The organism is Candidatus Chloroploca mongolica (genome assembly GCF_004762035.2).
GTDB lineage: Bacteria > Chloroflexota > Chloroflexia > Chloroflexales > Chloroflexaceae > Chloroploca > Chloroploca mongolica.
Window position 1 is genome coordinate 67,524 of record NZ_SIJK02000005.1, and the last position, 24,038, is coordinate 91,561.

Annotated in this window: 20 protein-coding genes; 16 read left to right on the plus strand and 4 right to left on the minus strand. The window is 58.6% G+C overall.

Annotated features, from left to right (window positions below; translation table 11 throughout):
• Window positions 1-349: 349 nt before the first annotated feature.
• From EYB53_RS04270 to EYB53_RS04280, 3 genes are all read left to right on the plus strand, one after another.
• Window positions 350-1,237: a serine/threonine protein kinase gene (locus tag EYB53_RS04270; RefSeq protein WP_256439659.1), complete on the plus strand. Its 888-nt coding sequence runs from the start codon at window positions 350-352 to the stop codon at window positions 1,235-1,237.
• Between the two features lie 319 nt (window positions 1,238-1,556).
• A complete protein-coding gene (gene mnmE / locus EYB53_RS04275) occupies window positions 1,557-2,942 on the plus strand; it encodes a tRNA uridine-5-carboxymethylaminomethyl(34) synthesis GTPase MnmE (protein WP_135476990.1) in 1,386 nt (461 codons plus the stop codon).
• Window positions 2,943-2,952: 10 nt separating this feature from the next.
• The gene (locus tag EYB53_RS04280) at window positions 2,953-4,353 is read left to right on the plus strand and encodes an O-antigen ligase family protein (protein WP_135476991.1); all 1,401 of its coding nucleotides are present in this window, start codon (window positions 2,953-2,955) and stop codon (window positions 4,351-4,353) included.
• Here EYB53_RS04280 and EYB53_RS04285 read toward each other — a convergent pair.
• Both EYB53_RS04285 and metH read right to left on the minus strand, forming a co-directional pair.
• Window positions 4,350-5,033 (minus strand): hypothetical protein, encoded by a 684-nt coding sequence (locus tag EYB53_RS04285; protein WP_135476992.1) that lies wholly within the window; start codon window positions 5,031-5,033, stop codon window positions 4,350-4,352. The genes EYB53_RS04280 and EYB53_RS04285 overlap by 4 nt on opposite strands.
• A 286-nt stretch (window positions 5,034-5,319) precedes the next feature.
• Window positions 5,320-8,850 carry a methionine synthase gene (metH, locus tag EYB53_RS04290; RefSeq protein WP_254150888.1) on the minus strand — a complete coding sequence of 1,177 codons (3,531 nt, stop codon included), beginning with the start codon at window positions 8,848-8,850 and terminating at the stop codon, window positions 5,320-5,322.
• A 453-nt stretch (window positions 8,851-9,303) separates the two neighbouring features.
• Between metH and EYB53_RS04295 the strand changes: the two genes are divergently transcribed.
• The 3 genes from EYB53_RS04295 to EYB53_RS04305 all read left to right on the plus strand — a co-directional run bounded on the left by EYB53_RS04295 (window position 9,304) and on the right by EYB53_RS04305 (window position 11,602).
• Entirely contained in the window at window positions 9,304-10,851 is a 1,548-nt protein-coding gene (locus EYB53_RS04295; protein WP_135476994.1) for a P-loop NTPase family protein, read from the plus strand.
• A gap of 119 nt (window positions 10,852-10,970) precedes the next feature.
• On the plus strand, window positions 10,971-11,264 hold the full coding sequence (locus EYB53_RS04300; protein WP_135476995.1) for a nucleotidyltransferase family protein: 294 nt from the start codon (window positions 10,971-10,973) through the stop codon (window positions 11,262-11,264).
• The gene (locus tag EYB53_RS04305) at window positions 11,261-11,602 is read left to right on the plus strand and encodes a HepT-like ribonuclease domain-containing protein (RefSeq protein WP_135476996.1); all 342 of its coding nucleotides are present in this window, start codon (window positions 11,261-11,263) and stop codon (window positions 11,600-11,602) included. Before EYB53_RS04300 ends, EYB53_RS04305 begins: the two co-directional genes overlap by 4 nt.
• A 166-nt stretch (window positions 11,603-11,768) precedes the next feature.
• Here EYB53_RS04305 and EYB53_RS04310 read toward each other — a convergent pair whose 3' ends face one another.
• On the minus strand, window positions 11,769-14,828 hold the full coding sequence (locus tag EYB53_RS04310) for a PAS domain S-box protein (RefSeq protein WP_135476997.1): 3,060 nt from the start codon (window positions 14,826-14,828) through the stop codon (window positions 11,769-11,771).
• A 290-nt stretch (window positions 14,829-15,118) separates the two neighbouring features.
• On the opposite strand from EYB53_RS04310, the gene EYB53_RS04315 reads away from it, so the two are divergent.
• The 10 genes from EYB53_RS04315 to EYB53_RS04360 all read left to right on the plus strand — a co-directional run bounded on the left by EYB53_RS04315 (window position 15,119) and on the right by EYB53_RS04360 (window position 22,773).
• Window positions 15,119-16,282: a hypothetical protein gene (locus tag EYB53_RS04315; protein ID WP_135476998.1), complete on the plus strand. Its 1,164-nt coding sequence runs from the start codon at window positions 15,119-15,121 to the stop codon at window positions 16,280-16,282.
• A gap of 161 nt (window positions 16,283-16,443) precedes the next feature.
• Complete coding sequence (locus EYB53_RS04320; RefSeq protein WP_254150880.1) at window positions 16,444-16,608, plus strand: DUF4926 domain-containing protein; 165 nt, start codon at window positions 16,444-16,446, stop codon at window positions 16,606-16,608.
• Between the two features lie 42 nt (window positions 16,609-16,650).
• Window positions 16,651-17,610, plus strand: a complete 960-nt coding sequence (locus EYB53_RS04325) for a hypothetical protein (protein WP_135476999.1) — start codon at window positions 16,651-16,653, stop codon at window positions 17,608-17,610.
• Between the two features lie 286 nt (window positions 17,611-17,896).
• Window positions 17,897-18,043, plus strand: a complete 147-nt coding sequence (locus tag EYB53_RS04330; RefSeq protein WP_167857251.1) for a hypothetical protein — start codon at window positions 17,897-17,899, stop codon at window positions 18,041-18,043.
• A gap of 72 nt (window positions 18,044-18,115) precedes the next feature.
• Window positions 18,116-18,505: a hypothetical protein gene (locus EYB53_RS04335; protein WP_205712575.1), complete on the plus strand. Its 390-nt coding sequence runs from the start codon at window positions 18,116-18,118 to the stop codon at window positions 18,503-18,505.
• 120 nt (window positions 18,506-18,625) lie between these two features.
• Window positions 18,626-20,173: a pyruvate kinase gene (locus EYB53_RS04340; protein WP_135477000.1), complete on the plus strand. Its 1,548-nt coding sequence runs from the start codon at window positions 18,626-18,628 to the stop codon at window positions 20,171-20,173.
• A gap of 104 nt (window positions 20,174-20,277) precedes the next feature.
• A complete protein-coding gene (locus tag EYB53_RS04345; RefSeq protein ID WP_135477001.1) occupies window positions 20,278-21,039 on the plus strand; it encodes a GNAT family N-acetyltransferase in 762 nt (253 codons plus the stop codon).
• Between the two features lie 7 nt (window positions 21,040-21,046).
• Entirely contained in the window at window positions 21,047-21,529 is a 483-nt protein-coding gene (locus tag EYB53_RS04350) for a DUF4386 family protein (RefSeq protein WP_167857252.1), read from the plus strand.
• Window positions 21,530-21,574: 45 nt separating this feature from the next.
• Window positions 21,575-22,030: an Rv1443c family protein gene (locus tag EYB53_RS04355; protein WP_209949583.1), complete on the plus strand. Its 456-nt coding sequence runs from the start codon at window positions 21,575-21,577 to the stop codon at window positions 22,028-22,030.
• A 23-nt stretch (window positions 22,031-22,053) separates the two neighbouring features.
• Window positions 22,054-22,773, plus strand: coding sequence for a DUF4386 family protein (locus EYB53_RS04360; protein ID WP_135477004.1), 720 nt, complete (start codon window positions 22,054-22,056; stop codon window positions 22,771-22,773).
• Window positions 22,774-22,853: 80 nt separating this feature from the next.
• Here EYB53_RS04360 and EYB53_RS04365 read toward each other — a convergent pair whose 3' ends face one another.
• On the minus strand, window positions 22,854-24,014 hold the full coding sequence (locus EYB53_RS04365; RefSeq protein ID WP_135477005.1) for a Na/Pi symporter: 1,161 nt from the start codon (window positions 24,012-24,014) through the stop codon (window positions 22,854-22,856).
• Between the last annotated feature and the right edge of the window lie 24 nt (window positions 24,015-24,038).

Consider the following 24,038-nt stretch of genomic DNA (forward strand, 5'->3'; position numbering starts at 1 on the left):
AGTGCCGACGTTAGTCGGCTTCCCGCTCAGCCGACTAACGTCGGCATTACGAGTCGTGTATTCTTATTTGCAGTCTTGTTCAAGATCTTGTTATGATGTGATTCTGATATTACTATTGTAATAACTTCTTGTTATAATTGATGAAGTGCATTATTTGCAGCAGTTAATTCAAGAGTTTTTCTGTTTTAGGAATGATCATCCGAAGTTGCATCACCATCTACGCTCTCTTCAGTTATGTTGCTACCCATCCTGTTCCCAATTCCATCATCCTTGACCTGTAACAGGGGCTACTATGATCAATTCCGTGCATCTCACCCGCCTTGTCGTTTGTGCACATTGCGGTCAAGCGATGCGTGCTGAGGCTCACGTTTGTAAGAAATGTGGACATCGCCTGCATCCGCTCGCTCGGTTTGTTCCGGGCCAGGTGCTCAATCAGCGATACCGCATTCAGCGCACCCTTGCGCACGGCGGTATGGGTAAGCTGTATCTTGCTACCGATGATAACCTTTTTGATCGACCCGTCATTGTAAAGATGATCTGCAACTATAGTGACTCGGGCGATCCGCGCAACCGCCGTCAAGCTAGGGCGATGTTTCAGGATGAGGCGTGTACGCTCGCAAGCCTTGATTATCCGGCTTTTCCCAGAATCTATGATTATTTCGAAGATGATAGCGATGCGTATATTATCCTGGAATATATCGTTGGCAAGGATCTAGAGGATCAGTTGACGCACAATGATGCTTACGGTCATTTCATGCCTGGTGCGCCCTATGCACAGGCGAAGGTGCTTCAGTGGGCCATCGATCTCTGTCGGGCTCTCGAATATCTTGCGTTGGTGCAGCCCTATCCCGTTGTGCATCACGACATTAAGCCGGCAAATCTCTTGATCGATCAGCATGGCTTGATCCGGTTAGTCGATTTTGGCACGGCCCACCCTTCTGGTGTGGGCTATGAACCAATGGTGCGCAATGGGCAGACGGGGCATTATGGTACGCGTGGCTATGCTCCGTGCGAACAGTATCGTGGTGAAACTGAACCGCGGAGTGATATTTTTGCCCTTGGCGCGACGTTATATCACCTGGTGACCGATGATGATCCGCGGATGCACCCCGGATCTTTTCCTAAGCTCAAGCAACTGGGGGCCTTTGGGGATCTGCTCCAGGCGATGCTTGACCCTGAGGTGACACGGCGCCCATGTGCTGGTCACGTGCGTGCGTACCTTGAAACGCTGGTTTAGACATGTTTCAGCATGGGGTATGCTTGCTTGCCCGTTTGTAGTGCCGACTTCAGTCGGCTTTTTACTCAGCCGACTGAAGTCGGCACTACGATCACCACAAACGGTCAAGCTCGTTTGAACCATGCCTTAGCATCAGTATTTGCAAGCGTGGGTTGAGCATGCTTGTTGGCGCTGGGTTGGCGCTGCCGGGGTTGCCTATGGGGCAATTGATGAAAACGAGACGGGATCGGTGTGAGTGCGCCAACCGGGTGTGCTACAATGACCTGCGCAAAGATGGGCTGGGTGGTGGTTGAATTGGCCCGTTGCGGCAGGACGTTGCATGGAACAGGATACAATCGTGGCTATCGCGACCCCTCCCGGCGAGGGGGGCCTCGGGGTGGTGCGCATGAGTGGCCCCGAGGCAATTGCGTTTGCGTCCCGTCTTTTTCGCCCGGTGCGCCCCGGGCCGCTCCGAAGCTATCGGTTGCGCTATGGGCATGTGGTCGATCCGACAAGCGGCCTGGTTATTGATGAGGCGCTGCTGGCGGTGATGCGGGCCCCACAGAGTTTTACCCGCGAAGATGTGGTTGAGTTTTCGTGCCACGGGGGGCCGTTGCCGGTGCAACAGACGTTGCAGGCTTGCCTCGATGCCGGGGCGCGCCTCGCTCGTCCCGGTGAGTTTACACTGCGGGCGTTTCTCAACGGGCGCATCGATCTTTCGCAGGCCGAGGCGACGCTGGATGTTATTCGGGCGCAGACTGACGCTGGTCTAGCCCTGGCGCAGGCGCAGCTTGGTGGCTGGCTGGCCCGCGAGGTGCGGGCGGTACGCGCGGTGTTGCTTGAACTGCTCGCCTATGTGACCGTGATCGTTGATTTTCCCGAAGATGAGGTTGAACCACAAGATATTGGGCCGCGCCTTCGTACGAGTCTTCAGACGGTCACCTCGTTGCTGGAAGGGGCACCCCAGGGCCTGGTCTATCGCCACGGGGCGCGGGTGGCGATTGTTGGGCAACCCAATGTCGGCAAGTCGAGCCTGCTCAATGCGTTGCTGCGGAGCGACCGGGCGATTGTGACGCCGGTACCTGGTACGACCCGCGATACGCTCGAAGAGACGGCTAATCTCAACGGCATTCCTGTGGTCTTGATTGATACCGCAGGCATTCACGCGAGTAATGATCTCGTTGAGCGGCTGGGCATCGAGCGTTCACGGGCGGCACTCGCCCAGGCCGATCTCGCCCTGCTTGTCTTTGATGCCTCGCGCCCCGTCGAAGATGAGGATCTGATGATCGCCCGGCTAACCGCTGACAAGCCGACGCTGCTTGTCTGGAATAAGCTTGACCAGCAACACCCTGCGGCGCCGTCGCTTGCTAGCATTGCCGCGCACCTTGAGCATCCCCGCCTCGCCGCCACCGTCGCTACGTCGGTGGCGACCGGCGAAGGCCTTGAGACCCTGGTTCAAAGCCTTGTCCAGGTACTCCTTGGGGGCCATGCGCCCCTTGCCGCCGGCGAAGCCCGCCTGGTGAGCAATCCCAGGCATCACGATGCCCTGCGCCGCGCCTATGAATACCTGGCCGCTGCCCTGGCAGGCTGGGACGCCAATGATCCCACTGACCTGCTCGGTGGCGATCTGCTGGCGGCGCTCAATGCGCTTGGTGAAATCACGGGCGAGAGCGTTGGTGATGATTTGCTCGATCTGATCTTCTCGCAATTTTGCATTGGCAAATAGTAGTACCTGTATGATCGCCTTTTTGCGCTGGCTCGCTCGTCATCTTATCGGTCTTGATTTTGTTGCGGTGGCGGCAGTGGCCGCGCTCAGTGTCGCGACCGAGCAGGTCTTTCCGCTGGCGCTCGGTGTCGCCCTCGCAGGCCTCGCGTTGCGCTGGTTTGCCCTGGGGGTGCCGAGTGTGCGCACGCCCGCCGATCTCACGATCCTTGCCCTCGCCTCGATGGCCCTCTTTAGCCTGACGATCTCGGAACAGCCTGCGATCACCGAGGTGCAGGTGATGCGCCTGCTGCTTGGCATGGCTCTCTTTTATGCGCTGGTCAACTGGGCCGTGCGCCATTTTCACTTTGGTCTACTGACCTTTGGCATCATGCTCGCGGGGGTGGTGTTGACCCTTGGCGCTACCATCAGTGTGACCTGGTCGTCAACCAAGTTGCCCTTCATCCCTCCCGAGGTCTATGGCCAACCTTCTGATACGCCGTACGAGATTGATTTGACCGGGGTGGCCGACTATCTGAATGCGCGCATTCCACCTGAGGTCGCGCCGTTGCTCGAAGATAGTGTCAATCCCAATGTGATGGCAGGGTATCTGGCGGTGCTCTTTCCTGTGATTGCAGCTCCGCTCTTCTTTAATCTGCGCGGGCTCTGGTGGCTGAGTTTGCCCTGGTTGGCCATCCTGGTGCCCATTGGCGCGATGCTCTTGTTCACTCAGTCACGCGGGGCCTTGCTTGGGCTTGGCGCGGCGCTGGTCGTCTTACTGATGCTCTATCTCTATGCGCGCCGCCTCGTCTTTGCCGGGATGATCATCCTCTTCTTTGTGGTGATGGTCGGCCAGGGCCGCCTGATTGAGGTCTATGGGGCACCCGATCAGATCCCCTATCGGGAACTGATCGAGGCGCAGATTCCTGACGTTGATCGCGTGACCGATAAGGATCTCCCCGCCCGGATAGAGATCTGGGATCGAGCGATCCGCTTGATACGTGATTTCCCGGTCACCGGCGTGGGCATGGGGCTCTATTACCCTGCCGTGGAGCAGTATTATCCGTTTGAGACGGTGACGGCGCAGGATCATGCGCATAATTTGGTACTGCAGGTGGGCGTAGATCTTGGCATCCCGGGGTTGCTCGCCTGGTTAGCGACGCTCTTTGTGGTGATCGGCGCGGCGTTGCATGCCTTTCAGCGCGCCATTGACGCCGATGATCGCTTTGCCACCGGTTTTGCCGCCGGCCTCGTTGCTGCCCAGGCTGCGCTGCTTGTCCACGGGATCTTTGATGCCGTCACCTGGGGGATGGTGCGCCCCGCCATTCTGATCTGGGTGCTCTGGGGGGCCGCCATTGCCGTGCTGCGCTTAACCTTCGCGTACCAGCCGCAGGCTGCGACGGCTCTCCTTCGGCGGGGCCGAAGCGAGGGCTAGCCGCCTAGCAAGATTGCTACCAGAACCATCGCCAGGCAAGCAGAGGCAAGGAGCAAGCCCATTTTCCACGGATTCATATCGGTGTGAAGCCCCCAATTGTAGCCCGTAGCAAAGATGACGATAAATGACACAACGTTAGAGATGCGAATCGCTAGTGCGGTGTTATCAGGCAGCAGCAACAGCGGCAGCAGCGAGGGAAGCACGGCAGCGACGTATAGGAACACGGTTGCCACTGCACCAACGATATCCTCGCGCTGTATGCCAACCGCCTGAGGTTCAGCCTGGCTCAGATAGGCACGAATGTCGTGATAAAGAGCGTGTCGCTGCTCGTCGCTGGTTATCGGCTCAAGGATGAAATCGAGCTCATACGCAATGGCGGTCGTGGCCTCTTCCTCACTGTTGCTGGTCTGAACATACTGAAGCAACCGATAGCGCTCACGCCGTGCGAGACTCTCGCCCAGAACATAGAGAACGCCGTCGATGATCCCCCAGGCGGTGACCGCCCCTATGATGGTAAGAAATAACTCTTGTCCATATCCACGTGCAAAAGAAGATGAGATGACCCCGTGATGGATCAAAATGCCATAGGAAAGCGTGAAGAGCAGAGCAAAGAGAATGCTGAAAAAGATAGTAAAAAGTGCATCGATGGGGTCGAGAAATTCACCTAGAACATTGCTCAAGATGGTTTCTTTGGGTGCAAGACTTGGTCTGCGCCGTTGCCGATGTCTTTCCCTGAACATGCGGTTCGCCTTTCCCCTATCGCCCATGTCCTGAACGAGTGCGGCACGCAGCAGCCGGGTAACTGTTCACACTCGTCCTGGGAGCGAGGGCGTCCCGCTCTCGGAGGCATTCCGAGGGCGGGACGCCCTCGCTCCCAGAGAAGCCTGCTACTCAAGCACGGCCACGATGCGCGGGGTCTGGGAGCAAGGGCGGGACGCCCTCGCTCCCAGACCCCAGGCGAAGCCCCTACGCTTGTTCGGTGACATCCTCTTCGGCGCGTTCGAGGGCGCTGCCGATGCTGAAGTATTTCGCTTCAGGATGGTGGATGACGATCGCGGCCGTCGATTGCTCGGGAACCAGTTGGAAGGCGTCGGTCAGCATCAACCCGATCTGGTCGGCGGGTAGGATCTGGAAGAGCTTGGTGTGCTCGGCGAGATCGGGGCAGGCGGGATAGCCCCACGAGTAGCGTTTGCCCCGGTCTTCGCCTAGTCCGAGACTCTGCCGGATGAGGCGATTCGTATGCTCGGCCAGCGCTTCGGCGAGCGAGACGGCGAGCCCGTGAATGTAGTAGCTGCGGCTGTAATCGCCCTGATGCTGCAACGCCTCGGTCAGGTCGTCCACTTTGCGGCCCATCGTCACGAGTTGGAACGCGGCGACATCATAGTCACCGCTGGCGACGCTCTTGAAATAATCGCTGAGGCAGAGCCGTTCGCGGGCGGGTTGGCGCGGGAAGATAAAGCGCGTCAGTTCGCGGGAGCGGTCGCTTGGGTCATAGACGATCAGGTCGTGCCCGGCGGATTGCACCGGGAAGTAGCCGTAGGCGACCTGTGGTTCAAGCCAGCCATCGCGGGTTGCCTCGCGCATGAGATCGCGAACCTTCTGGTCAAATTCGACCTTGAGTTGCTCCCACTCGGCACCTTTGGCATTCTTGGCCCCCCACTGCAGCCGATAGAGTGCGTTGCGATCGAGGCAGGCAACAACATCATCGAGGCGAATGCGGTTGGTCGCCCTGGCCCCCCAGAAGGGCGGCACCGGCACCGGGACATCGGTACGCACCGCGGAGCGTACGTCGGCACTAGTCATGCTCGCCTTGCCGAGCCCGTCGAGCGCAACTCGTCCGGTCTGGCGCTGGTTGAGCACCCCGGCGGCGGCGGCGAGCGTCGCCTGCACAAACTGATCGCGTTGGGCCGGATCGCTCAGCCGATCCATCGTCTCAAGCCCCTCGAAGGCGTCTTTGCAATAGAAAACCCCGGCATCATACGGCTCTTCTTGACCAACAAAAGAGATCCGTTGCCCATACTGTTTATTGATCGCCGCGCCACCAACAAGCACCGGAAAACTGAGCCCGCGCTTGTGCAGTTCCTGCACACAGAGCGGCATCTGCTTGCTGGTACTGACGAGCAGCGCCGACAGCCCAATCGCATCGGCCCCGACTTCAAGCGCCTTCTCGATAATCGTATTGATTGGCACCTGCTTGCCCAGATCATAGACCGTATAGCCATTATTTGACAGAATCGTATTGACGAGATTCTTGCCGATATCATGGACATCGCCGTAGACGGTTGCGAGCACCACCTTGCCCTTGGTCGAGCCTTCGAGTTTATCGAGGTACTGCTCGAGGCGGGCGACCGACTTCTTCATCACTTCGGCGCTTTGCAACACAAACGGCAGGATCAACTGACCTGTGCCAAAGAGATCGCCGACCTCTTTCATCGCTGGAAGCAGCACATTATTGAGCACGGCCACGGCTTCGACGCCCTGGGGCGACGAACCCTCGGCATTCTTCAGGCTCACCTGCGGATCGCTGAGGCTCAGCCCGTGAACCTGCAGGCGCAACTCAACCGCCTCGTCAATATCGGCCTCGATGCCATCCTTTTTACGATTGAGGATCTTCCAGTGCAGGCGTTGATCGACATGCATGTCGGCAGTCGGATCGGCACGCTCTTGCTCATTGGACTTGCCATGCTGCTCGAAGTAGTTGATAAAGCGCGCCAGTGCATCTTCGCGCCGATTAAAGATCAGATCCTCGCATAGCAGGCGTTCTTGCTCGGGAATCTGGGCATATGCAGTTATGTGAGCCGGATTAATAATTGCCGTATCGAGACCAGCCGCGACAGCGTGATAAAGAAAGACCGAATTGAGCGCAGCGCGGGCATGAACAGCCACGCCAAAACTCAGATTGCTGACGCCAAGCGTCGTAAAGCAGCCAGGAATGTGGGTCTTGACGAGCCGAATGCCCTCAAGCGTCTCGACCGCGGCATTGCGCAGCTCCTCCTGGCCGGTTGTAATGGGGAACGTCAGCACATCAAAGATCAGGGCTTCGGCGGGAACCCCGTAGTCATCCTGGGCGAGTTGGGCAAGGCGCTGTGCCACGGCGAGCTTGCGTTCGCGGGAATGGGTCATGCCCTCTTCGTCAATCGTCATCGCAACCGTGGCGGCCCCGAAACGGGCGACGAGCGGCATCACCTGATCAAACTTCTGGCTGCGTCCACCCTCGAGTGACACCGAATTGACGATAGCGCGACCGGGGTACATCGCCAGCGCGGCCTCGAGCACATCGGGCTCGGTGGTGTCAATGACCAGCGGCAATTCCACATTCATCGTCAGCTTTTTGAGCAACTTCACCATCTGTTCGCGCTCATCGGCGCGTTCGGTCATCGCGACACAGACATCGAGCATATGTGAGCCGCTATCAACCTGTTCGCGGGCGACTTCGAGCACGCCATCATAATTGTCATTGATGAGCAGGCGCTTGACCTTGCGCGAGCCGAGCGTATTGACCCGCTCGCCAATCATCGTCAGCGTCAGATCCTGCTTGAGCGCAGCGGCACGAATACCCGACGAAACACTCGGGATATACTCGATCTCACGCGGCGTTGGCGCACGATCGTGCCCGATTGCCGCACGAAGAGCGGCGATATGAGCAGGTGTCGAGCCACAGCAGCCACCGATGACCGCCACGCCATACTCATCAACAAACTCACCGAGAATGCGTGCAAACGGTTCCGGCGTCATCGGATAGACCGTCTGCCCATCAACCTCCATCGGCAACCCGGCATTGGGAATGCACGAGATCGGCTTGCGCGAGTGAGCGGTCATATACTGAATGGCGGCACGCATATGCTCGGGGCCGGTCGAGCAATTGAGCCCGATCACATCGGTTGGCATTGCCTCAAGCGTGGCAATCAGGGCCGGCACATCAGTGCCGAGCAACATGCGCCCGGAGAGATCGAGGAAGACCTGGGACTGGACGGCGACATCGGGGCGTTGCAACTCGGCCTTGGCGCGGCGAATGCCATCGAGCGCGGCCTTGAGCTCCAGAATATCCACACTCGTCTCGACCAGCAAGAGATCGACGCCACCCTGGATCAACCCGACGGCCTGCTCGTAGAAGATCGCGCTCAGTTCATCAAACGTAATATCCGAGAGCGCCGGATCATCGGAAGAGGGCAGTTTGCCGGTTGGCCCCATTGAGCCAGCGACATAACGCGGGCGCCCATCGGCGGCCTCGAAGCGGTCGGCCACCGAACGGGCGAGGGCAGCGGCGGCACGGTTGAGCTCGATGGTCTGTTCACCAAGCCCCCACTCCTCAAGGCGCAGACGGGTTGACTGAAAGGTACAGGTTTCGAGCACATCGGCCCCGGCCTCAAGGAACGACGCATGGATCGCGCCGATCACATCGGGGCGGGTCATCACCAGATAATCCCGATTGCCAAAGGTTTGTTCGCCACCATAATCTTCAACGGTCAAATCGTAGGTATCAATACTGGTGCCCATCGCACCATCAAAAATCAACACACGCTGCGTCAGGGCTTCCAGATAGGTCGGCTTCTTCTGGCTCACAGGAATAGCTCCATTATGTTACGTTAGTTTGTTCACAGTATACCCGATCTAGGCCCAATACGTAACTGTTCACCCTTGCCGGGGGAGGGGCACCCGCAAGGGGTGCCCGTACCGGGGCGGGGGCCGCATCCGGGGGAGGGGCACCCCTTGCGGGTGCCCTTGCGGGGTGCATACACGGAAGATGCAATCGCCCTAGGCGTGTACGTAGGGCGGGTGCAACGTCCCAGTAGGGTTAAATAGCGCCCGCAGATGACGCAGATGAGAGCTTCCGCATCTGCGTCATCTGCGGACAATCAGGAGGACGTTGCAGCAGCCCTGCTCGAAGTGGTGGTTTACTGAAAAATGATACAATGGACACTACTCGCCTGCATGAGCCCAAGGACATCTATGCGCTGGTTTAACGTGGCTGGCCCTTGCCGCCCCAATATTCACTACATGCTGCCGCCGCTGGCGCGGCTGCCTGAGCTTGAGCGCCTGGTTGCCCAGCAGTCGTACTTCGTGCTGCACGCCCCGCGACAGACCGGCAAGACCACCGCGATGCTGGCGTTGGCCCAGGTGCTGACGGCGAGCGGAGACTGGACGGCGATCATGCTCTCGGTCGAGGTGGGGGCACCCTTTTCGGCGACGCCAGAACAGGCCGAGGTGTCGATCTTGCGTTCGTGGCGCGAGGATGCGCTGCTGCGCTTGCCGCCGGAACTGCAACCGCCGCCTTGGCCCACCGCTGAATCTGGGACAGCGATCCGCGCCGCGTTGCGCGCCTGGGCCCAGGCCTCGCCCCGCCCGCTGGTGATCCTGATTGATGAGATTGATGCCTTGCAGGACGCGGCCCTGATTGCGGTCTTGCGCCAGTTGCGGACGGGCTACCCGGATCGCCCCGACGGCTTTCCCCATGCCCTGGCCCTGATCGGCATGCGCGATGTGCGCGACTACAAGGTCGCCTCCGGCGGCAGCACCCGCCTCGGCACGGCCAGCCCCTTCAACATCAAGACGCGTTCGCTAACGCTGGACAACTTCAATGCAGATGATGTTGCGGCCCTCTACGCGCAGCACACCACCGACACCGGCCAACTCTTTGCACCTGAGGCGAGCGCGTTGGCCTTCACGCTCACCCAGGGCCAACCGTGGCTGGTCAATGCGCTGGCCAAAGTCGCGGTCGAAGAACTGGCGCCCGACCCGGCAACGCCAATTACGCCAGAGTTGATCAGCACCGCGAGGGATGTGCTAATCGAACGGCAGGATACCCACCTCGATAGTCTGGCCGAGCGCCTGCGCGAACCGCGGGTGCGTGCGGTGATCGAGCCACTGTTGGCGGGGCTGTTGCCCAGCAGCATGCCGAATGATGATATTCAGTTCGTGTTGGATCTTGGCCTGGTACGCCTCGATGCACATCAGGGTCTGGTGCTGGCCAACCCGATCTATGCGGCGGTCATTCCGCGCACGCTGACCTTCACGACGCGCTCGTTCTTTCCGCCGGTGGTGCCGACATGGATCGGGCCAGATGGGCAGCTTGAGCCAACCCGGTTGCTGGAGGCCTTTCTCTCCTTCTGGCGGCAGCACGGGCAGCCCCTGCTGGGCACGACCAGTTACCACGAGATCGCGCCCCACCTCGTATTGATGGCCTTGCTCGATCGGGTCGCCAATGGCGGCGGGCGTGTCGAGCGCGAGGCCGCCGTGGGGCGCGGACGGCTCGATCTGCGCCTGGAGTTTGGCCACGTCATCCTGCCGATTGAGGTGAAGGTTTGGCGGGAAGGAAATCCCGACCCGCAGACCGAAGGGTTGGCCCAACTCGATGGCTACCTGGCCGGGCTGGGCCTGGACACTGGCTGGCTGGTGATCTTTGACCAGCGCCCAGGGCAGCCACCCATTGCCGAACGCACCAGCGCGAGCAGTGCCACCACGACGAGCGGGCGCGTGGTGACGCTGGTGCGGGGGTGATGCCATCCTCCCGCTTTCGGAAGCGAAGAATGACCTCTCGAAATATCTGCGGATGGCTGAGATGGACACAATTACCGATTGCCACAGCATTGACGTGAGCATGAGTAAGGAGGCACATAATGGCGCAACTTCCCGCCGAGATTTTGGCTTACCGCGACGAGATTCTCCAGATTGCGGCTCGTCATGGCATCCACAGCGTCAGCGTATTCGGGTCGTTTGTGCATGGCACAGCAGATGCTCACAGCGATCTTGATCTTCTCATTGAGGCCGGAACAGAGACCAGTCCCTTCTTTCCTGGCGGTCTTGTTGCTGACCTTGAGCAACTGCTCGGGCGTCGGGTTGACGTGGTTGAACCAGATGGGCTGTATGCTCCACTTCGTGTGCGTATTCTAAGTGAAGCAATACCACTATGAAGGATGATCGCATCTACATAGAACACATTTCAGAGACTCTCCAACGCATTGCACAATATACCGCTGATGGCGAAGCACGTTTTCTTACCGACACACTGATTCAAGATGCGGTGCTACGCAATCTGCAGACAATGGCGGAGTCAACACAGCGCCTATCTGATTCGTGCAAAGCACGCTATCCAGAGCTTGATTGGCGCGCCATTGCTGGCTTTCGCAACGTGGTGGTTCACAACTACCTTGGCATTAGCCTCGCGCGTATCTGGCAAATCATCCAACGCGATCTTCCACCATTGCAGCAAGCCATCACCAAGATGCTCGCCGATGTAGGTTATGAATAGCAGCACAAGCTAACCCTACTGGGACTTTGTATCAGCACGCGATGCGCCTGCTGGCGCACCACCACGAATGAAAACGGGGGCGTGGGGGAACGTGGTTCCCTCATTTTCAGCGTAGCCCTGGGTGTGTACGCAGGGCGTAACGTTTTGTATGCAAGCTAGAAAGACGTCAACCCGTGGGGGGCAACAGGCGGGCAATCAGGGCGGCAAGTTGCCTCATGTTGACGGGCTTGCTGAGATAGTCAGTGGCGCCAGCGGCGAGACAACGCTCGCGGTCGCCGGTCATTGCTAGGGCTGTGAGCGCAATGATTGGCACGGTGGCGAAGCGTGGATCCGCCCGCAGGCGGCGGGTGGCCTGCAGACCATCCATCACCGGCATGTGAATGTCCATCAGAATGAGGTCGGGCGTATGCGCTGCGGCGCGTTCGATCGCTTCCTGCCCATTGGTCGCTGTGATGATGCTATAGCCAAGGTTGCTCAAATAATCGCTTAGAGCGATGAAGTTCATGGCTTTGTCTTCCACCACCAGGATCGTTCCTGAGCATGGCGGCGGCGGTTGGTCTGATGTTTGCCTGGAGGGTGCTGCTTCCGATTGGTGTGGCTCTGTTTTTACTCCGCCTCCTGCGAGGTCATCGCCCCAGGGCAGGCACACGGTAAAGGTACTGCCCTGGCCAACTTTGCTTGCGACCTTGATACTGCCGCCATGCAGTTCGACCAGATCCATGACCAGCGCTAACCCCAGACCTGAGCCTTCATGCGCCCGTGCCAGGCTGCTATCAACCTGGGTAAAGGGCTTGAACAAACGATTCATATCGGCGGCGGCAATGCCGATGCCTGTATCGATTACGGCAAAATCAATTGTCTGACGTTCCGCATCGCCCCTGACTTGCAGTGTAACCTTGCCCCCAGAGGGCGTAAACTTGACCGCATTGCTGAGCAGGTTGATCAAGATCTGTTTCAAGCGTCGCCCGTCGGCCGTCATCGTCACAACCTGCGGGTCGAACTCGTATGCGAGGTTAAGGTTTTTCTTTAATGCCGGTTCCTTCATAAAGATCAGGCTAGTCTCACAGATCTCCCCAACGAGAATCGACTCGAGGTGCAACTCCAGCTTTCCGGCTTCGACCTTGGAAAGGTCGAGGATATCATTGATCAAACTGAGCAGATGCCCGCCGCTCGACTCGATGATCGCGACAGCACGACGTTGGCGTTCGGTCAGCGGACCACGGATCTCTTCCAGCAAGATCTCAGCCATGCCGAGGATGCCATTCAGGGGCGTGCGCAATTCGTGGCTCATATTGGCCAGAAACTCATTCTTGGCTTGCGAGGCTTTGTGCAACGCGGCGTTCGCCACGCTCAACTGGTCACGGCTGAGGCGTAGAGCCACTTCAGCCTTCTTGCGCTCGGTATTGTCAAAGACAATCGAGCGGCTCATCAGGAATTGTCCGGTAGCGTCTTTGATCGCGGTGGCATTGATCAGCGTGGGAAAAGTGGAGCCATCTTTGCGGATGAGGGTTACCTCTGCGTTTTGCATCCAGCCGCGCTGTTTGAAGACGGGGAACTCATGCGTGAATACTTCCAGCGTTTCTGGTGTAAAGAGGTCGGTCATCGAGCGGCCCAGCAGTTCCTCACGGCTATAGCCCAGCCAATCCAGTTCGGTCTGGTTTATCATAACAATGCGCCCTTCGGCATCCAGCGAATGGTAGCCGACCGGCGCATAATCGTACAAGTCTTGCACCTCTGCGGTGCGCTGCTGAACGCGTTGTTCCAGTTCTTCGGCAAGGTGCCGGTAGCGTTCTTCGCTCGCACGCAGGGCCGCTTCCGCAGTTTTGCGCTCGGTAATCACTTCAGAGAAGAAGATCAGACCGCCAATCTCATCGTTCAATTCATACCAGGGACGAAGCTCATAGCGCACCCAGTCGATCGTTCCATCAGCACGCAGCAAGCGATCATTCGCCTGAATTTCGACGTCACCTGCGAGGCAACGCTGATGAATCGCCCGGTGTTCGTCGGTCATTTCTGGAAAAACATCGTAATGCGAGCGCCCTGTCACATCTAGTTCGCCGAGGCGATAATCGATCAGATAACGCTGGCTGGCGATAATGTAACGCATATCGCGGTCGAACATCGCGATCGCTGCGGGGCTGTGGACGACGAACAGGCGCAGCAGTTGCTCATTGCGTTGCAGTTTTTGTTCGGCCTGTTTCCGTTCGGTAATATCCTGGATCAGTCCTGAAAGCGCGAGCGGGTTGCCAGCTTGATCGTATTCCAGCTTGCCGTAATTCGTAATCCAGCGCAACTCGCCTGAAGCCGTGAAGATACGATATTCGCGGCTCGGGACACTCTTCTGCGCTAAGGCCTCTTGCAACACATTGAGGGCCAGTTCCCGATCCTCGGGATGAAAATACTCTATGAACCTGCTTAAGGTTTCTTCAACCTGATTTGTCCCAATAATCTGCGCGGCTTCGGGCGACCAGAAGATACGCTGGGTTGGAAGATGATACCGCAAGGTACCCATACGCGCCGCAACCAGGGTAGCGCTCAATTGGGCATGGCTCTGCTTCAAGGCCGCCTCGCTCTGCTGATGAATCAGCACACTGCCAATCTCGACGGCGATGATCGCCAGCGCCTGATATGCGTGTTCGGGAATAGCACAATGGAGATGCGAGGCAACATTCAAACAGCCCAGGATCTGCCCGCGGTGTTGAAGAGGAATAGCTGCCATGGCTCGCACCCCCTCGGCGTGCTGATCGTTCTGGGCGTCCAGTTCGGCTGCGGTGAAACAGATTCCTGTCCCACGCAGTATACGCTGGGCATGGGGGTTTTCTTCGGCAACATACGCCATTGCCTGCACAAAATCCGCGCCCAGGCCTTGATGCGCGACAAGTTCAAAGGCTCGATTGTCGGCATTGAACAGGTAGAGCCCGCCGCAATCCAAGCCCGAGACAAGAATGGCAGCCTGCAGGCACGTCGTCCAGACCTCTGCTTCTGGGGCATCCTGGGCGATCAAGCGCGCCAGGTCGCGCTGAGCGGTCATCAGCACTGCGGCCTGCTCGTGTTCGGTCGTAGCTGGGGCAGCTGTGGGCAAAGGGTTATGTTGCGACGCACCTTCAGGGCGCAGGGTGGTGATCGGCTGACGTTCGGTTGCGATCAGCGCTTCAAGTTCAGCAATCCGTGCGTGCGCCTGTTCCAATGCAGTATAAAGCTCTGCGGGTGAGATGTGAGTAGCCATGTACGAATCCGATCTCTGTTGGACACAGGATAGGGGGATATTGGAAACATGCAACTCACCTTCTATTATAAGCTTCGCGTCAATGATGGTCGAGGGTGGTGCAACTGGGGCTTTCAGGCACAGAGTTTTTTGGGCGTCTCGATCCCGGTGTCAAGGGTGTCCCGATCGGTTTGGGTGCGTGTGTATTCGTCACTTACCCTGCGCAGAGCAACTTAGGGTGAGGGTTCCAGCAAGCGGGTAAGCTTGGTACAATAGCATCAGCATCGTCCCTGCGTTGTTGAGGATACGCTATGCGTGAGATTGAGGTCATTCGTGAAACCCGTCGGTTGCTCCAGGCGCACGGGTTGCTTGGGCAACCGATCCTGGATCTCTATACTGATGCGCATCCGTCGTTGATCGGCGACCCGTCCTTAGAGCCATTTCAGCGCTTCACCCTTCAATTTGATGCGTTTGCCACGCATCCAGATCTGGTTGGTCGTCTCGCTGATGGGTCAACCATGTTTGCGGTTGAAGCTAAAGGCGAAGTGGATTGGCTCAAAGGCCTCGCCCAAGCCGAGACCTATCGCTACGGCTTTCACGCCGTGCTCATGGCGGTCGCGGGCACCCCTTCACCGGATCTGCTCACGTTTGCCCGGCAACGAGGGGTGGGCATCCTCGCGCTGCCAACCGCTACGCGGCAACTCCTGGAGCCTCCGGTGCTTCATTTGCCCCTGCTGAAGCATGCCGAGCATATTCGGCGTCAGTTTTCAACCGGAAGCGCGCTGCGCACCCAGTTTAGCTACAATCTCCCGACCCACTATCTCGCCTGTGCCGCCTGCCTGTATGCCTGGGAACGCGAGGCGGGGCTTGCGCCGGTTGAGCTTGCGCAGCTCGAAGCCATGGTGCGCCAGCACTATCCCGTGATGCCCCGCCTGTTCAAGCCAGCCTTGCATGGAGCCGAAAAACTGGGCTTGCTCGTCATCCAGGGGCGAGCGATCAGCCTCAGTCCGCTGGGGCGTACCTGTGCCAGCTTATTGCCGCCCGCGGCGCAACTCGCCACCTTGCATCGTGCCGCGATCAAGCGGCAGCCGCTCGTTGACCTTGATCCGCGTACGGCAGCGGTCTTGCGCATCCTGTTGCTCCGCGATCCCATTGCCGGGTTCTTGAACGAGATCCTCACGCAGATCGGCCCGCATCAGCCGGTACCAATGCCCGTCCTCGTGGAAACGGCGGCCCGGTTCGACAAACTTCTCACCCCGCTGGTCTTCTTCTTTCCGGGTGATGTCGCAACGTTGCTTGACGACCAGGGTTTTCTGGTCTGGCGCAAGATCCAGCCCCAGCACTATCGTACCTCCATTTATATGCAGTACAAGCAGATCATGACCCACGCTGGCATGCTGCACTACCACGGTGTCGGGGGAACATCCTCGCAGCACTATCAGCCCGAGCGAGATCTCTGGGAAGTGCGGATCTAAACCGTCGCCCCCCCAACGGGTTTCACCTGTTGCACCTATGCGGGTATGAGCATTCCCGTGGGCAGCACCGTCACACAGGGCATACCAACTTATGCCATGCGGGTGGAAGATCGGTCAGCACCAATGTGATAATCCTGGAATCGTTTTTAGAGAGAGGCGTTATGATGGAGTTTTCACTCTATGAGGATGTCTTGTTGTTGATTGATATGCCGGAAGAGGGGATGTTTGCCGGCGCTGTCGGTACCGTCGTTGATCGTCATGAACTCCTGGGTAATGAGATGGGATATAGTGTGGAGTTTTTTGACGCAGACGGTACGACGCCCTGATGTTACAACTGAGCCACTGCGAACAACTAGAAAGTGCAGACGATGGGCTTCCTCGCTGAATATTTGCAGACTATGTTTAAGCAGCAATGTCCAATCGGCTGGACGTGTCACACCGAACAACGCCTTCTTTCAGAAACATTTGAGCGGCGTATGGGCTATTCATCGCGGGTTGATGTGCTGTTTCGCCATAACGATGGACGACACGCGGTGTGGGTTGAATTTGAAGTCAGTCGTGCGGATCCGGTCGCAAACCATGCAAAGTTTCTGGTTGCTCATGCGCGGAATTCGCAGCTGCATCACGACACCTTTATCTCTATGGTCAGCCCACATGTCGCCTATGGGCGCTCTCATCTCGCAGCCAATATGATTTTTTTGATGCGGAAGATGGGGGTGCAATCGTTTCAGACAACCTTGCTTCCGCAGTTTACAGCTGCTCAAATTAAACAATTAAATGCTTTATCAATAGATCTTATACAAGCGTATCCTGATCTTTATCCAGATCGGGAAGTAGAGCGGGTGTTCACTCTGATTGCTCCAGTTGTTGCAATGGATCAGCGGCGCTTGCATTTTGTGGGGAATATGCTGGAAGTAATGCTGAATATACAAACCTGGAACGAGCAGATTCACCATGTAGATGCTCAAGCTGTTTGGGGGAAACGTACGGTTTTGTATTTTGTTTATGATCCGCTTACCCGCACATTTGCACCATCAAAATTTTGTGGTTATCTGGTTTTAGCGGCTGATACAGAAAGTATTCACTCGGGTATGACGATTCCTGTCTATGTTGATCTTGATCGCAATGCACCCTCATTTGACGGCTTTCGTGCCCGTACGCATTTGCAAAAGCATCTCGGCATGCTCCTGATTTCCAACGATGATCATCCGACGATCATCCGCGATTTTGAACAATGGCATCAGGGTTGTCACGAGCAAATAACCGTACATCCTCGCGGGCCAAACATCTTAGTTCCTCCCGTCTGGTTTCGTCAAACGCGTCACTAGGATCGCCGGCGGGAGCCACCAAACCAAATCCAACCGGCACGATGCCAATCATCGTAATCGCCAGATTCGCCGCAAACACGGTTGCCACAAACGCGGCAAGCGTAATCCACCCAATGGTACGTGTGGACACGTAAAACCCCTTGTTCAAATGAACATGCAAAACGTGTGGATTATAACAGATCTAATGATCACGAACTGTGCCTCAGTGAGGGTTGCGACTGGCACGCCAGGAGCGGAAAGGTAGCGTCGTGCGCGGTCGTTGCCGTGCAACGATCTTTCCGCCGAGGTGAAACTGGACGCACCGGTGCAGTGCTATCTGCCATGGTTCCGCGTCGCCGATCCGCAGGTAACGGCGCAGTTGAGCATGCTCGACCGTCTGCTTGCTCGCGCACCTTCTGGTGCGGGCTGGCAAGCAGAAATCGGCTCTCCTTAACCTGTTCTTAAGGAGGATTCGCTATACTCAGCGTACGTTTCTCAAATCGCTCTACTGAGAGGAGTTTTCGTTATGGGTACCGAGCAGCAGTCGTCCATGGACACCACATCTGCTGAGACCGCCGGAGACCTTGTCGCGTTGTCGGATCAGGAGCATCCCGAGGAGGCGCTCCCCGAAGAGCCCGGCACAAGCGCCGACGATGAGGCTGAGGCTGAGGCTGAGGCTGATGACGACGACGACGACGACGATGAGGCTGAGGCTGAGGATGAGGACGACGACGACGACGACGACGACGACGACGACGAGGAGGAGGATGAGGACGACGACGAGGACGACGACGAGGACGACGAGGACGACGACGAGGCTGAGGCTGAGGACGACGACGAGGACGAGGCTGAGGCTGAGGCTGAGGCTGAGAACGACGAGGACGAGGACGACGACGACGACGACGTCAATGATTAGCAGGATAGCGGCGGCTTGCGCGCCTGAACGCCAGCAGCTACGCGCTCCTGAGTATGCACCGCGAGCATACGCGGGAACCCGCTGCAAGCCGCCGCCCGCACGTAGCTATGGAGGATCACGATGACTGACGCCGAGCGTTGGCCGCTTGTCGGTGCCGACCTGCAGTACCTCCGCGACGCCGTGGGTGCGCTCCGCGCCGACGTGCTGGTCGAGGGCGGGATGCTGCTCGACGAGTGGCAGCCCGCCATTACCCGCCCAAGTTTTTTGCCGGCCGCGCACAACCTGGCCTGCTACCTTGCCCTGCGCCGCCGCGATCTGCGGCCCCTCCAGGAGCGCCTTGCTGTGCGCGGGCTCTCGTCGCTGGGCCGCAGCGAGGCCCACGTGCTTGTCACCCTCGACGCCCTTCTGGCGCTGCTCGTCAGGGCAACGGATCCGGGTGCCTCTGACGCCCTTGCCTTTCCCAGCCGCGTCACCTTCGCGGCGGGCAGAGAGGCGATCGCACGGGAGGCCGCGACCCTCTTCGGCCCCGGACTCAATGGACGCAATACGCGCATCATGGTCACGGTGCCGAGCGAGGCGGCCGAGAGCCCGGCATTTGCCGAGGCCATCCTGCAGGCCGGGGCCGAGTGCGTGCGCATCAACTGCGCCCACGACTCGCCGGAGGTGTGGGAGGCGATGATCGCCAATCTGCGCCGGGCAGAGCAGGCAGTCGGTGGTGAGCGGCGGTTGCGCGTGCTGATGGATGTAGCCGGGCCCAAGGTGCGCACCATTCGGCCCGCGAAAGAAGCCCGAGAGCGCCTCTTCACCGGCGACCGGCTCCTGCTGGTACACGACCTCGAGTCGTCCGCGCCGACGGATCTCCCCAGGGTTGCGTGTACCATCCCCGAGGTTGTGGGCCAACTCGCGCTCGACGCAGAGGTCTGGTTCGACGATGGGAAGCTTGGGGCCCGGGTCGTGGAACTGCGGGAAGAAGGCGCACTGCTCGCTATCACCCACGCTCCCCTGAAGGGCAAGAAGCTCCGCTCGGATAAGGGCCTCAACCTGACAGGAACCGACCTCGCGATCGTTCCGCTCACCGCGAAAGACCGGGCGGATCTCGCCGTGATTGCGCGGCACGCCGACATGGTCGGCTACTCGTTTGTGCAGTCGGCTGAGGACGTGGCCCTGCTCCAGGACGCGCTCGCTGAGCATGTGGTCGACGGGAAGCCGCCAGCGCTGGTGCTGAAGATTGAGACCCGCCGGGCGGTGCAACAGCTACCCGCGTTGATCGTTCAGGCCGCGGGGCGTCAGCCGAGCGCGGTGATGATCGCCCGTGGCGACCTGGCGGTGGAACTGGGCTACGAGCGTTTGGCGGAGATGCAGGAGGAGATCCTGTGGCTGTGCGAGGCGGCACACACGCCGGTGATCTGGGCGACCCAGGTGCTGGAGAATCTGTCGAAGGAGGGGCTACCGTCACGCGCCGAGGTCAGCGATGCGGCGCTCGCCGTCCGGGCCGAGTGTGTGATGCTCAACAAGGGGCCGTACATCGCCGAGGCCGTGCGGCTGCTGGACGGGGTGCTGCTACGGATGCAGAGCCATCAAGAAAAGAAGACCGCCCACCTGCGGGCACTCCACTCGTGGGAGGCTCTGTTCACCGAGAGCGCCGGTAGCGGGCGTGAGGCGGGCTGAGCGAGCGTCAAATATTGGCGCATAAATATTGTATATTTGTTTAATAATATCGATCTGTTTATAAGCTTTTAGGTTTTACAGGCTAGCTTGGTACGGAGGCACCAATGGATCAGGCCTTTGAAATTATCACGGTAGATGCCGACAATGTCGATCAGCAGGGCTTTTTCTGCTACATGAGCAAGCGCAAGGCTCCTGGGTATACGCAGAAGCATGCGTGGTTGGCGGCGCGCTTTGCCGAGGGGTTGACGTTGCGCATGGTTCACGAGGTTGGCGGGCGAACCGTGGGCTTCATCGAGTATATCCCCGGCGAGTTTGCCTGGCGAGCCGTGTACGCGCCAGGCTATCTGGTCATTCATTGCGTATGGGTGGTGGGCAAAGGCAAAGGCAAGGGGTATGGAGCGCAGTTGCTTGACATGTGCCTTGACGACGCACGCGCCCAGCACAAACACGGCGTGGTGATGGTCGCCAGCGACGGCGTCTGGCTGGCAAAGAAGGAGATCTTTCTCAAGCACGGCTTCGAGCAGGTCGGGCAGGCCCCGCCCTCCTTTCGTTTGCTGGTGCAGCGTATTGACGACGGGCCACTTCCCACGTTCCCCAATGATTGGCAAGCGCGCCAGGCGCGCTTCGGCGCTGGCTTGACGGTGGTTCGCACGCCACAATGCCCCTACATTGAGGATGCCACCAACATCGTCCTGGAACTCGCAGCCGAGAAAGGCCTTCATGCGCAGGTGGTGACCTTCCAAACAGCCCAGGAGCTCCAGCAAAACTCCCCCAGTCCCTATGGCGTCTTTGGCATCGTGCTTGATGGCAAGTTGCTTAGTTATCACTACCTCCAGCGCAAGGATTTCGACAAACTCGTCGTCTGAGGGGGTGTTGCTCTCGTTTGCCCTGTTTGCCGCGCACCGCACGGTCAACCCCGGCTGGGCGGGGTTGGCGCTGGTCATCGCTGCGATTGGCGGAGCGGTCTTCTTTGCCACCAACCGCAGTTTTGCAATGTTGGCACTCAGCAACCGGTACGCCACGGCCACCGACGACGCCCAACGTGCCGCCCTGGTGGCCGCAGGCGAAGCCATGCTGGCGGTCGGGGAGAGCCATACACCCGGCACCTTCCTGGCTTTTGCGTTGAGCCTGCTTGCCAGTTTGCTGATGGCCTGGGTGCTGCTGCGCGGCGGCATCTTCAGCCGGGCCAGCGCCTATGTTGGCATGCTGGGCTTTGGGTTCCTACTGGTCTTTGAAATCCTCTCCGTTTTTGTCCCGGCCCTGTTTGACGTCGCCATGATCTTCGCCATGCTTGGCGGGATTGCCAGCATCGTCTGGTACTTTATGGTCGCCCGGCGGCTGTTCCAATTGGCATAGATAAGGTGCAGTTCGATGGGTGACCGCTATGGAGGGAGGACGCTCATGCTTGCTCGTATCAGCACAACATTTGATGCTACGGCCGACCAACTCTGGGAGGCCATCAGCCGCCCGGACTCGCTGCGCTTTGTATCCGCGCCGCTCCTGCATTTCGAGCCGCTGGTTCCCGGCGAGCTTGATGACGAGTGGGCCGTGGGCAAAACGTATGCCTTGCGGCTCTTCCTGTTTGGCGTTTTGCCCGCTGGCGAACACCGGATCACGCTGGTCACGATCGACCGGGAGGCCAACCTGATCGAGAGCAAGGAGAGCGGCGCCCTTGCGCCAGTCTGGAATCACACTATTCGGTTTCACGCCGTCGGGGATGGCAGATTGCAGTACACCGATGCGATCGAAATCCAGGCCGGGCTGCGAACCGGGATCATCTGGGCATTTGCCCACCTGTTCTACCGCCATCGCCAACGGCGCTGGAAAAGGCTCTTGCGGAGCAAGACGGAGGCGTAAAAACCTGTTGCAAGGGGAAGATTATGTCAGCCCACACAATGGATATGCCAACCTTCGATCCGCGCTACCAAAGCCTCTACCGCCTTGGCGGCAGCGCCAGCATCCTGACTGCTGTGTTCATCGTCCTTGCCATCGGCGCGTACTTTATTTGGCCTTACAGCGCCCATGAGACAACAATTCAAGCCATCTTCGACCTCCTGCAAACCGACCGCCTGAGTACGCTCATCGCGCTCGATGTGTCGATGCTGGTCATTGGGCCAATCAGTCTGCTGTTGTTTCTGGCGTTGTATGCAGCCTTGCGACGGGTAGACGAAGCGGTCGCGCTGCTTGCCCTGGCGCTGAACCTGCTTGCGGTGGGTTTGATCATCGTCTGCCGCCCGCTGGTTGAACTGGTGATGCTCAGCGACCACTATGCCGCCGCGGCTGACGCATCCGAACAAATGCGCCTGCTGGCTGCCGGGGAAGTGCTGCGCGCTCAGTTGGATGGTACCGCCTGGGTTATGCAAACCGCTTTCTTGATGCTCGCCGGGCTGTTGAATAGCTCGCTTATGCTGCGAACCCCTTTCTTCAGCCAAGCGACCGCTTGGCTTGGCATCGTCATCAGTGCCCTTGGGTTGGGCTTTTTCCTGCCCACGATTGGTCCGCTCTTCCTTTTCATCAATACCATTGGTAGTATTCCCTGGTGTCTGCTGATAGCGCGTTATTTGTTCGACATCGCCCAGGTGGCCGCCGAACCTGCGTAAAGCGCCCTCCTTTGGGCTGGGCTCTGGAGTATCTTGCTGGGACGCGCGTTATTCCGCCTGTCGAAAGCATAATGATGTGATCAGAAGAGCATCGAAAGCCCTAACAACAGGAGGGGCAGAGCAAAAAAGACACCGCCAAGATAGGCAAACGCCACCCATGGGCGCTCGCTGGCGGCTGCGCCCAGGCGTTCCGAGCCCACGACCGGCAAGTCGCGTAAGAAGGGAATGCCAAAGATGATGAGCGTTCCGAAGAGGTTGAAGAAGAGATGCACCAGGGCGATGGTCATCGCAGGAACTGCTTGCGGCCCCGACACCGCCGTGGCGGCCAAGAGCCCCGTGACCGTTGTGCCGATGTTTGCCCCTACCGTGAAGGGGTAGATCACGCTTAACCCGAACGCGCCTGACCCGGCGAGCGGAACCATCAAACTCGTGGTGGCGGTGGAGGATTGCACCAGAATGGTGACAATTGTACCGGCCACAATGCTCGCAACCGCACCTCTCCCCAACGCCGTATGCAAAATCTCCTTGGCGCGACCGACCAACAACTGTTTTAACAAGATGCTCATAAAATGCACCGCGACAAGAATCAGCGCGACGCCAATGATGATTTGCAGAATCCCGTTGAAGGGTTCGGGCAAAAATGATGTCGCGTCCCGAATGAGATTACGCAGTGGTCTGGTGATCATGCCGACAAAGTCGAACTCGTCGATGCTCAGGTCGGCACCACCTACCATCAGTTGCGCAACCGCAGCGCCCAGGCGTTCCAGGGGTTGAAACAGCACTTCCAGGGGGAAGAAGATGAGCACTGCCAGCAGGTTGAAGAGATCCTTGACGGTCGAGGCGGAAAACGCCCGGTTAAACTCTTCCTTATTCCTCATATAGCTCAGGCTCACGATCCCGCTGGTCAAAGCGGTGCCAATATTGGCACCCATGACCATAGGAACGGCTACCGCCACGGGTAACCCGCCGCCGACCAGGCCGACAATAATGGCGGTCGCTGTGCTTGACGATTGAATCAGGGCCGTCGCTACAATTCCGACGATGAGCCCCACCACGGGGTTGTTGGCGAAGGCAAACAGTTCAGCTGCTTGATCGCCCACTGCCGCTCGGAAACCTGAACTGATGACGCCGACCGCAACAATCAACAGGTAAACGAGCGCAACGACCAACAGCCAGTGAAGCACCTTATTCCCCGTTGTGACGACCGTTTCTTCCGCAACACTATCAGCTGAAGTTGCCATGCCTTTCCCCCCTGAGATCTTTGA

What these genes read in the sequence shown, in the direction of transcription:
- EYB53_RS04310 (WP_135476997.1), bottom strand. Translation starts at nt 14,828, where the DNA reads ATGGCTACTCACATCTCACCCGCAGAGCTTTATACTGCATTGGAACAG.
- EYB53_RS04320 (WP_254150880.1), top strand. Translation starts at nt 16,444, where the DNA reads ATGATGGAGTTTTCACTCTATGAGGATGTCTTGTTGTTGATTGATATG.
- EYB53_RS04335 (WP_205712575.1), top strand. Translation starts at nt 18,116, where the DNA reads ATGGGTACCGAGCAGCAGTCGTCCATGGACACCACATCTGCTGAGACC.
- EYB53_RS04300 (WP_135476995.1), top strand. Translation starts at nt 10,971, where the DNA reads ATGGCGCAACTTCCCGCCGAGATTTTGGCTTACCGCGACGAGATTCTC.
- mnmE (WP_135476990.1), top strand. Translation starts at nt 1,557, where the DNA reads ATGGAACAGGATACAATCGTGGCTATCGCGACCCCTCCCGGCGAGGGG.
- EYB53_RS04280 (WP_135476991.1), top strand. Translation starts at nt 2,953, where the DNA reads ATGATCGCCTTTTTGCGCTGGCTCGCTCGTCATCTTATCGGTCTTGAT.
- EYB53_RS04355 (WP_209949583.1), top strand. Translation starts at nt 21,575, where the DNA reads ATGCTTGCTCGTATCAGCACAACATTTGATGCTACGGCCGACCAACTC.
- EYB53_RS04295 (WP_135476994.1), top strand. Translation starts at nt 9,304, where the DNA reads ATGCGCTGGTTTAACGTGGCTGGCCCTTGCCGCCCCAATATTCACTAC.
- metH (WP_254150888.1), bottom strand. Translation starts at nt 8,850, where the DNA reads ATGGGCACCAGTATTGATACCTACGATTTGACCGTTGAAGATTATGGT.
- EYB53_RS04340 (WP_135477000.1), top strand. Translation starts at nt 18,626, where the DNA reads ATGACTGACGCCGAGCGTTGGCCGCTTGTCGGTGCCGACCTGCAGTAC.
- EYB53_RS04345 (WP_135477001.1), top strand. Translation starts at nt 20,278, where the DNA reads ATGGATCAGGCCTTTGAAATTATCACGGTAGATGCCGACAATGTCGAT.
- EYB53_RS04365 (WP_135477005.1), bottom strand. Translation starts at nt 24,014, where the DNA reads ATGGCAACTTCAGCTGATAGTGTTGCGGAAGAAACGGTCGTCACAACG.
- EYB53_RS04325 (WP_135476999.1), top strand. Translation starts at nt 16,651, where the DNA reads ATGGGCTTCCTCGCTGAATATTTGCAGACTATGTTTAAGCAGCAATGT.
- EYB53_RS04360 (WP_135477004.1), top strand. Translation starts at nt 22,054, where the DNA reads ATGTCAGCCCACACAATGGATATGCCAACCTTCGATCCGCGCTACCAA.
- EYB53_RS04305 (WP_135476996.1), top strand. Translation starts at nt 11,261, where the DNA reads ATGAAGGATGATCGCATCTACATAGAACACATTTCAGAGACTCTCCAA.
- EYB53_RS04270 (WP_256439659.1), top strand. Translation starts at nt 350, where the DNA reads ATGCGTGCTGAGGCTCACGTTTGTAAGAAATGTGGACATCGCCTGCAT.
- EYB53_RS04315 (WP_135476998.1), top strand. Translation starts at nt 15,119, where the DNA reads ATGCGTGAGATTGAGGTCATTCGTGAAACCCGTCGGTTGCTCCAGGCG.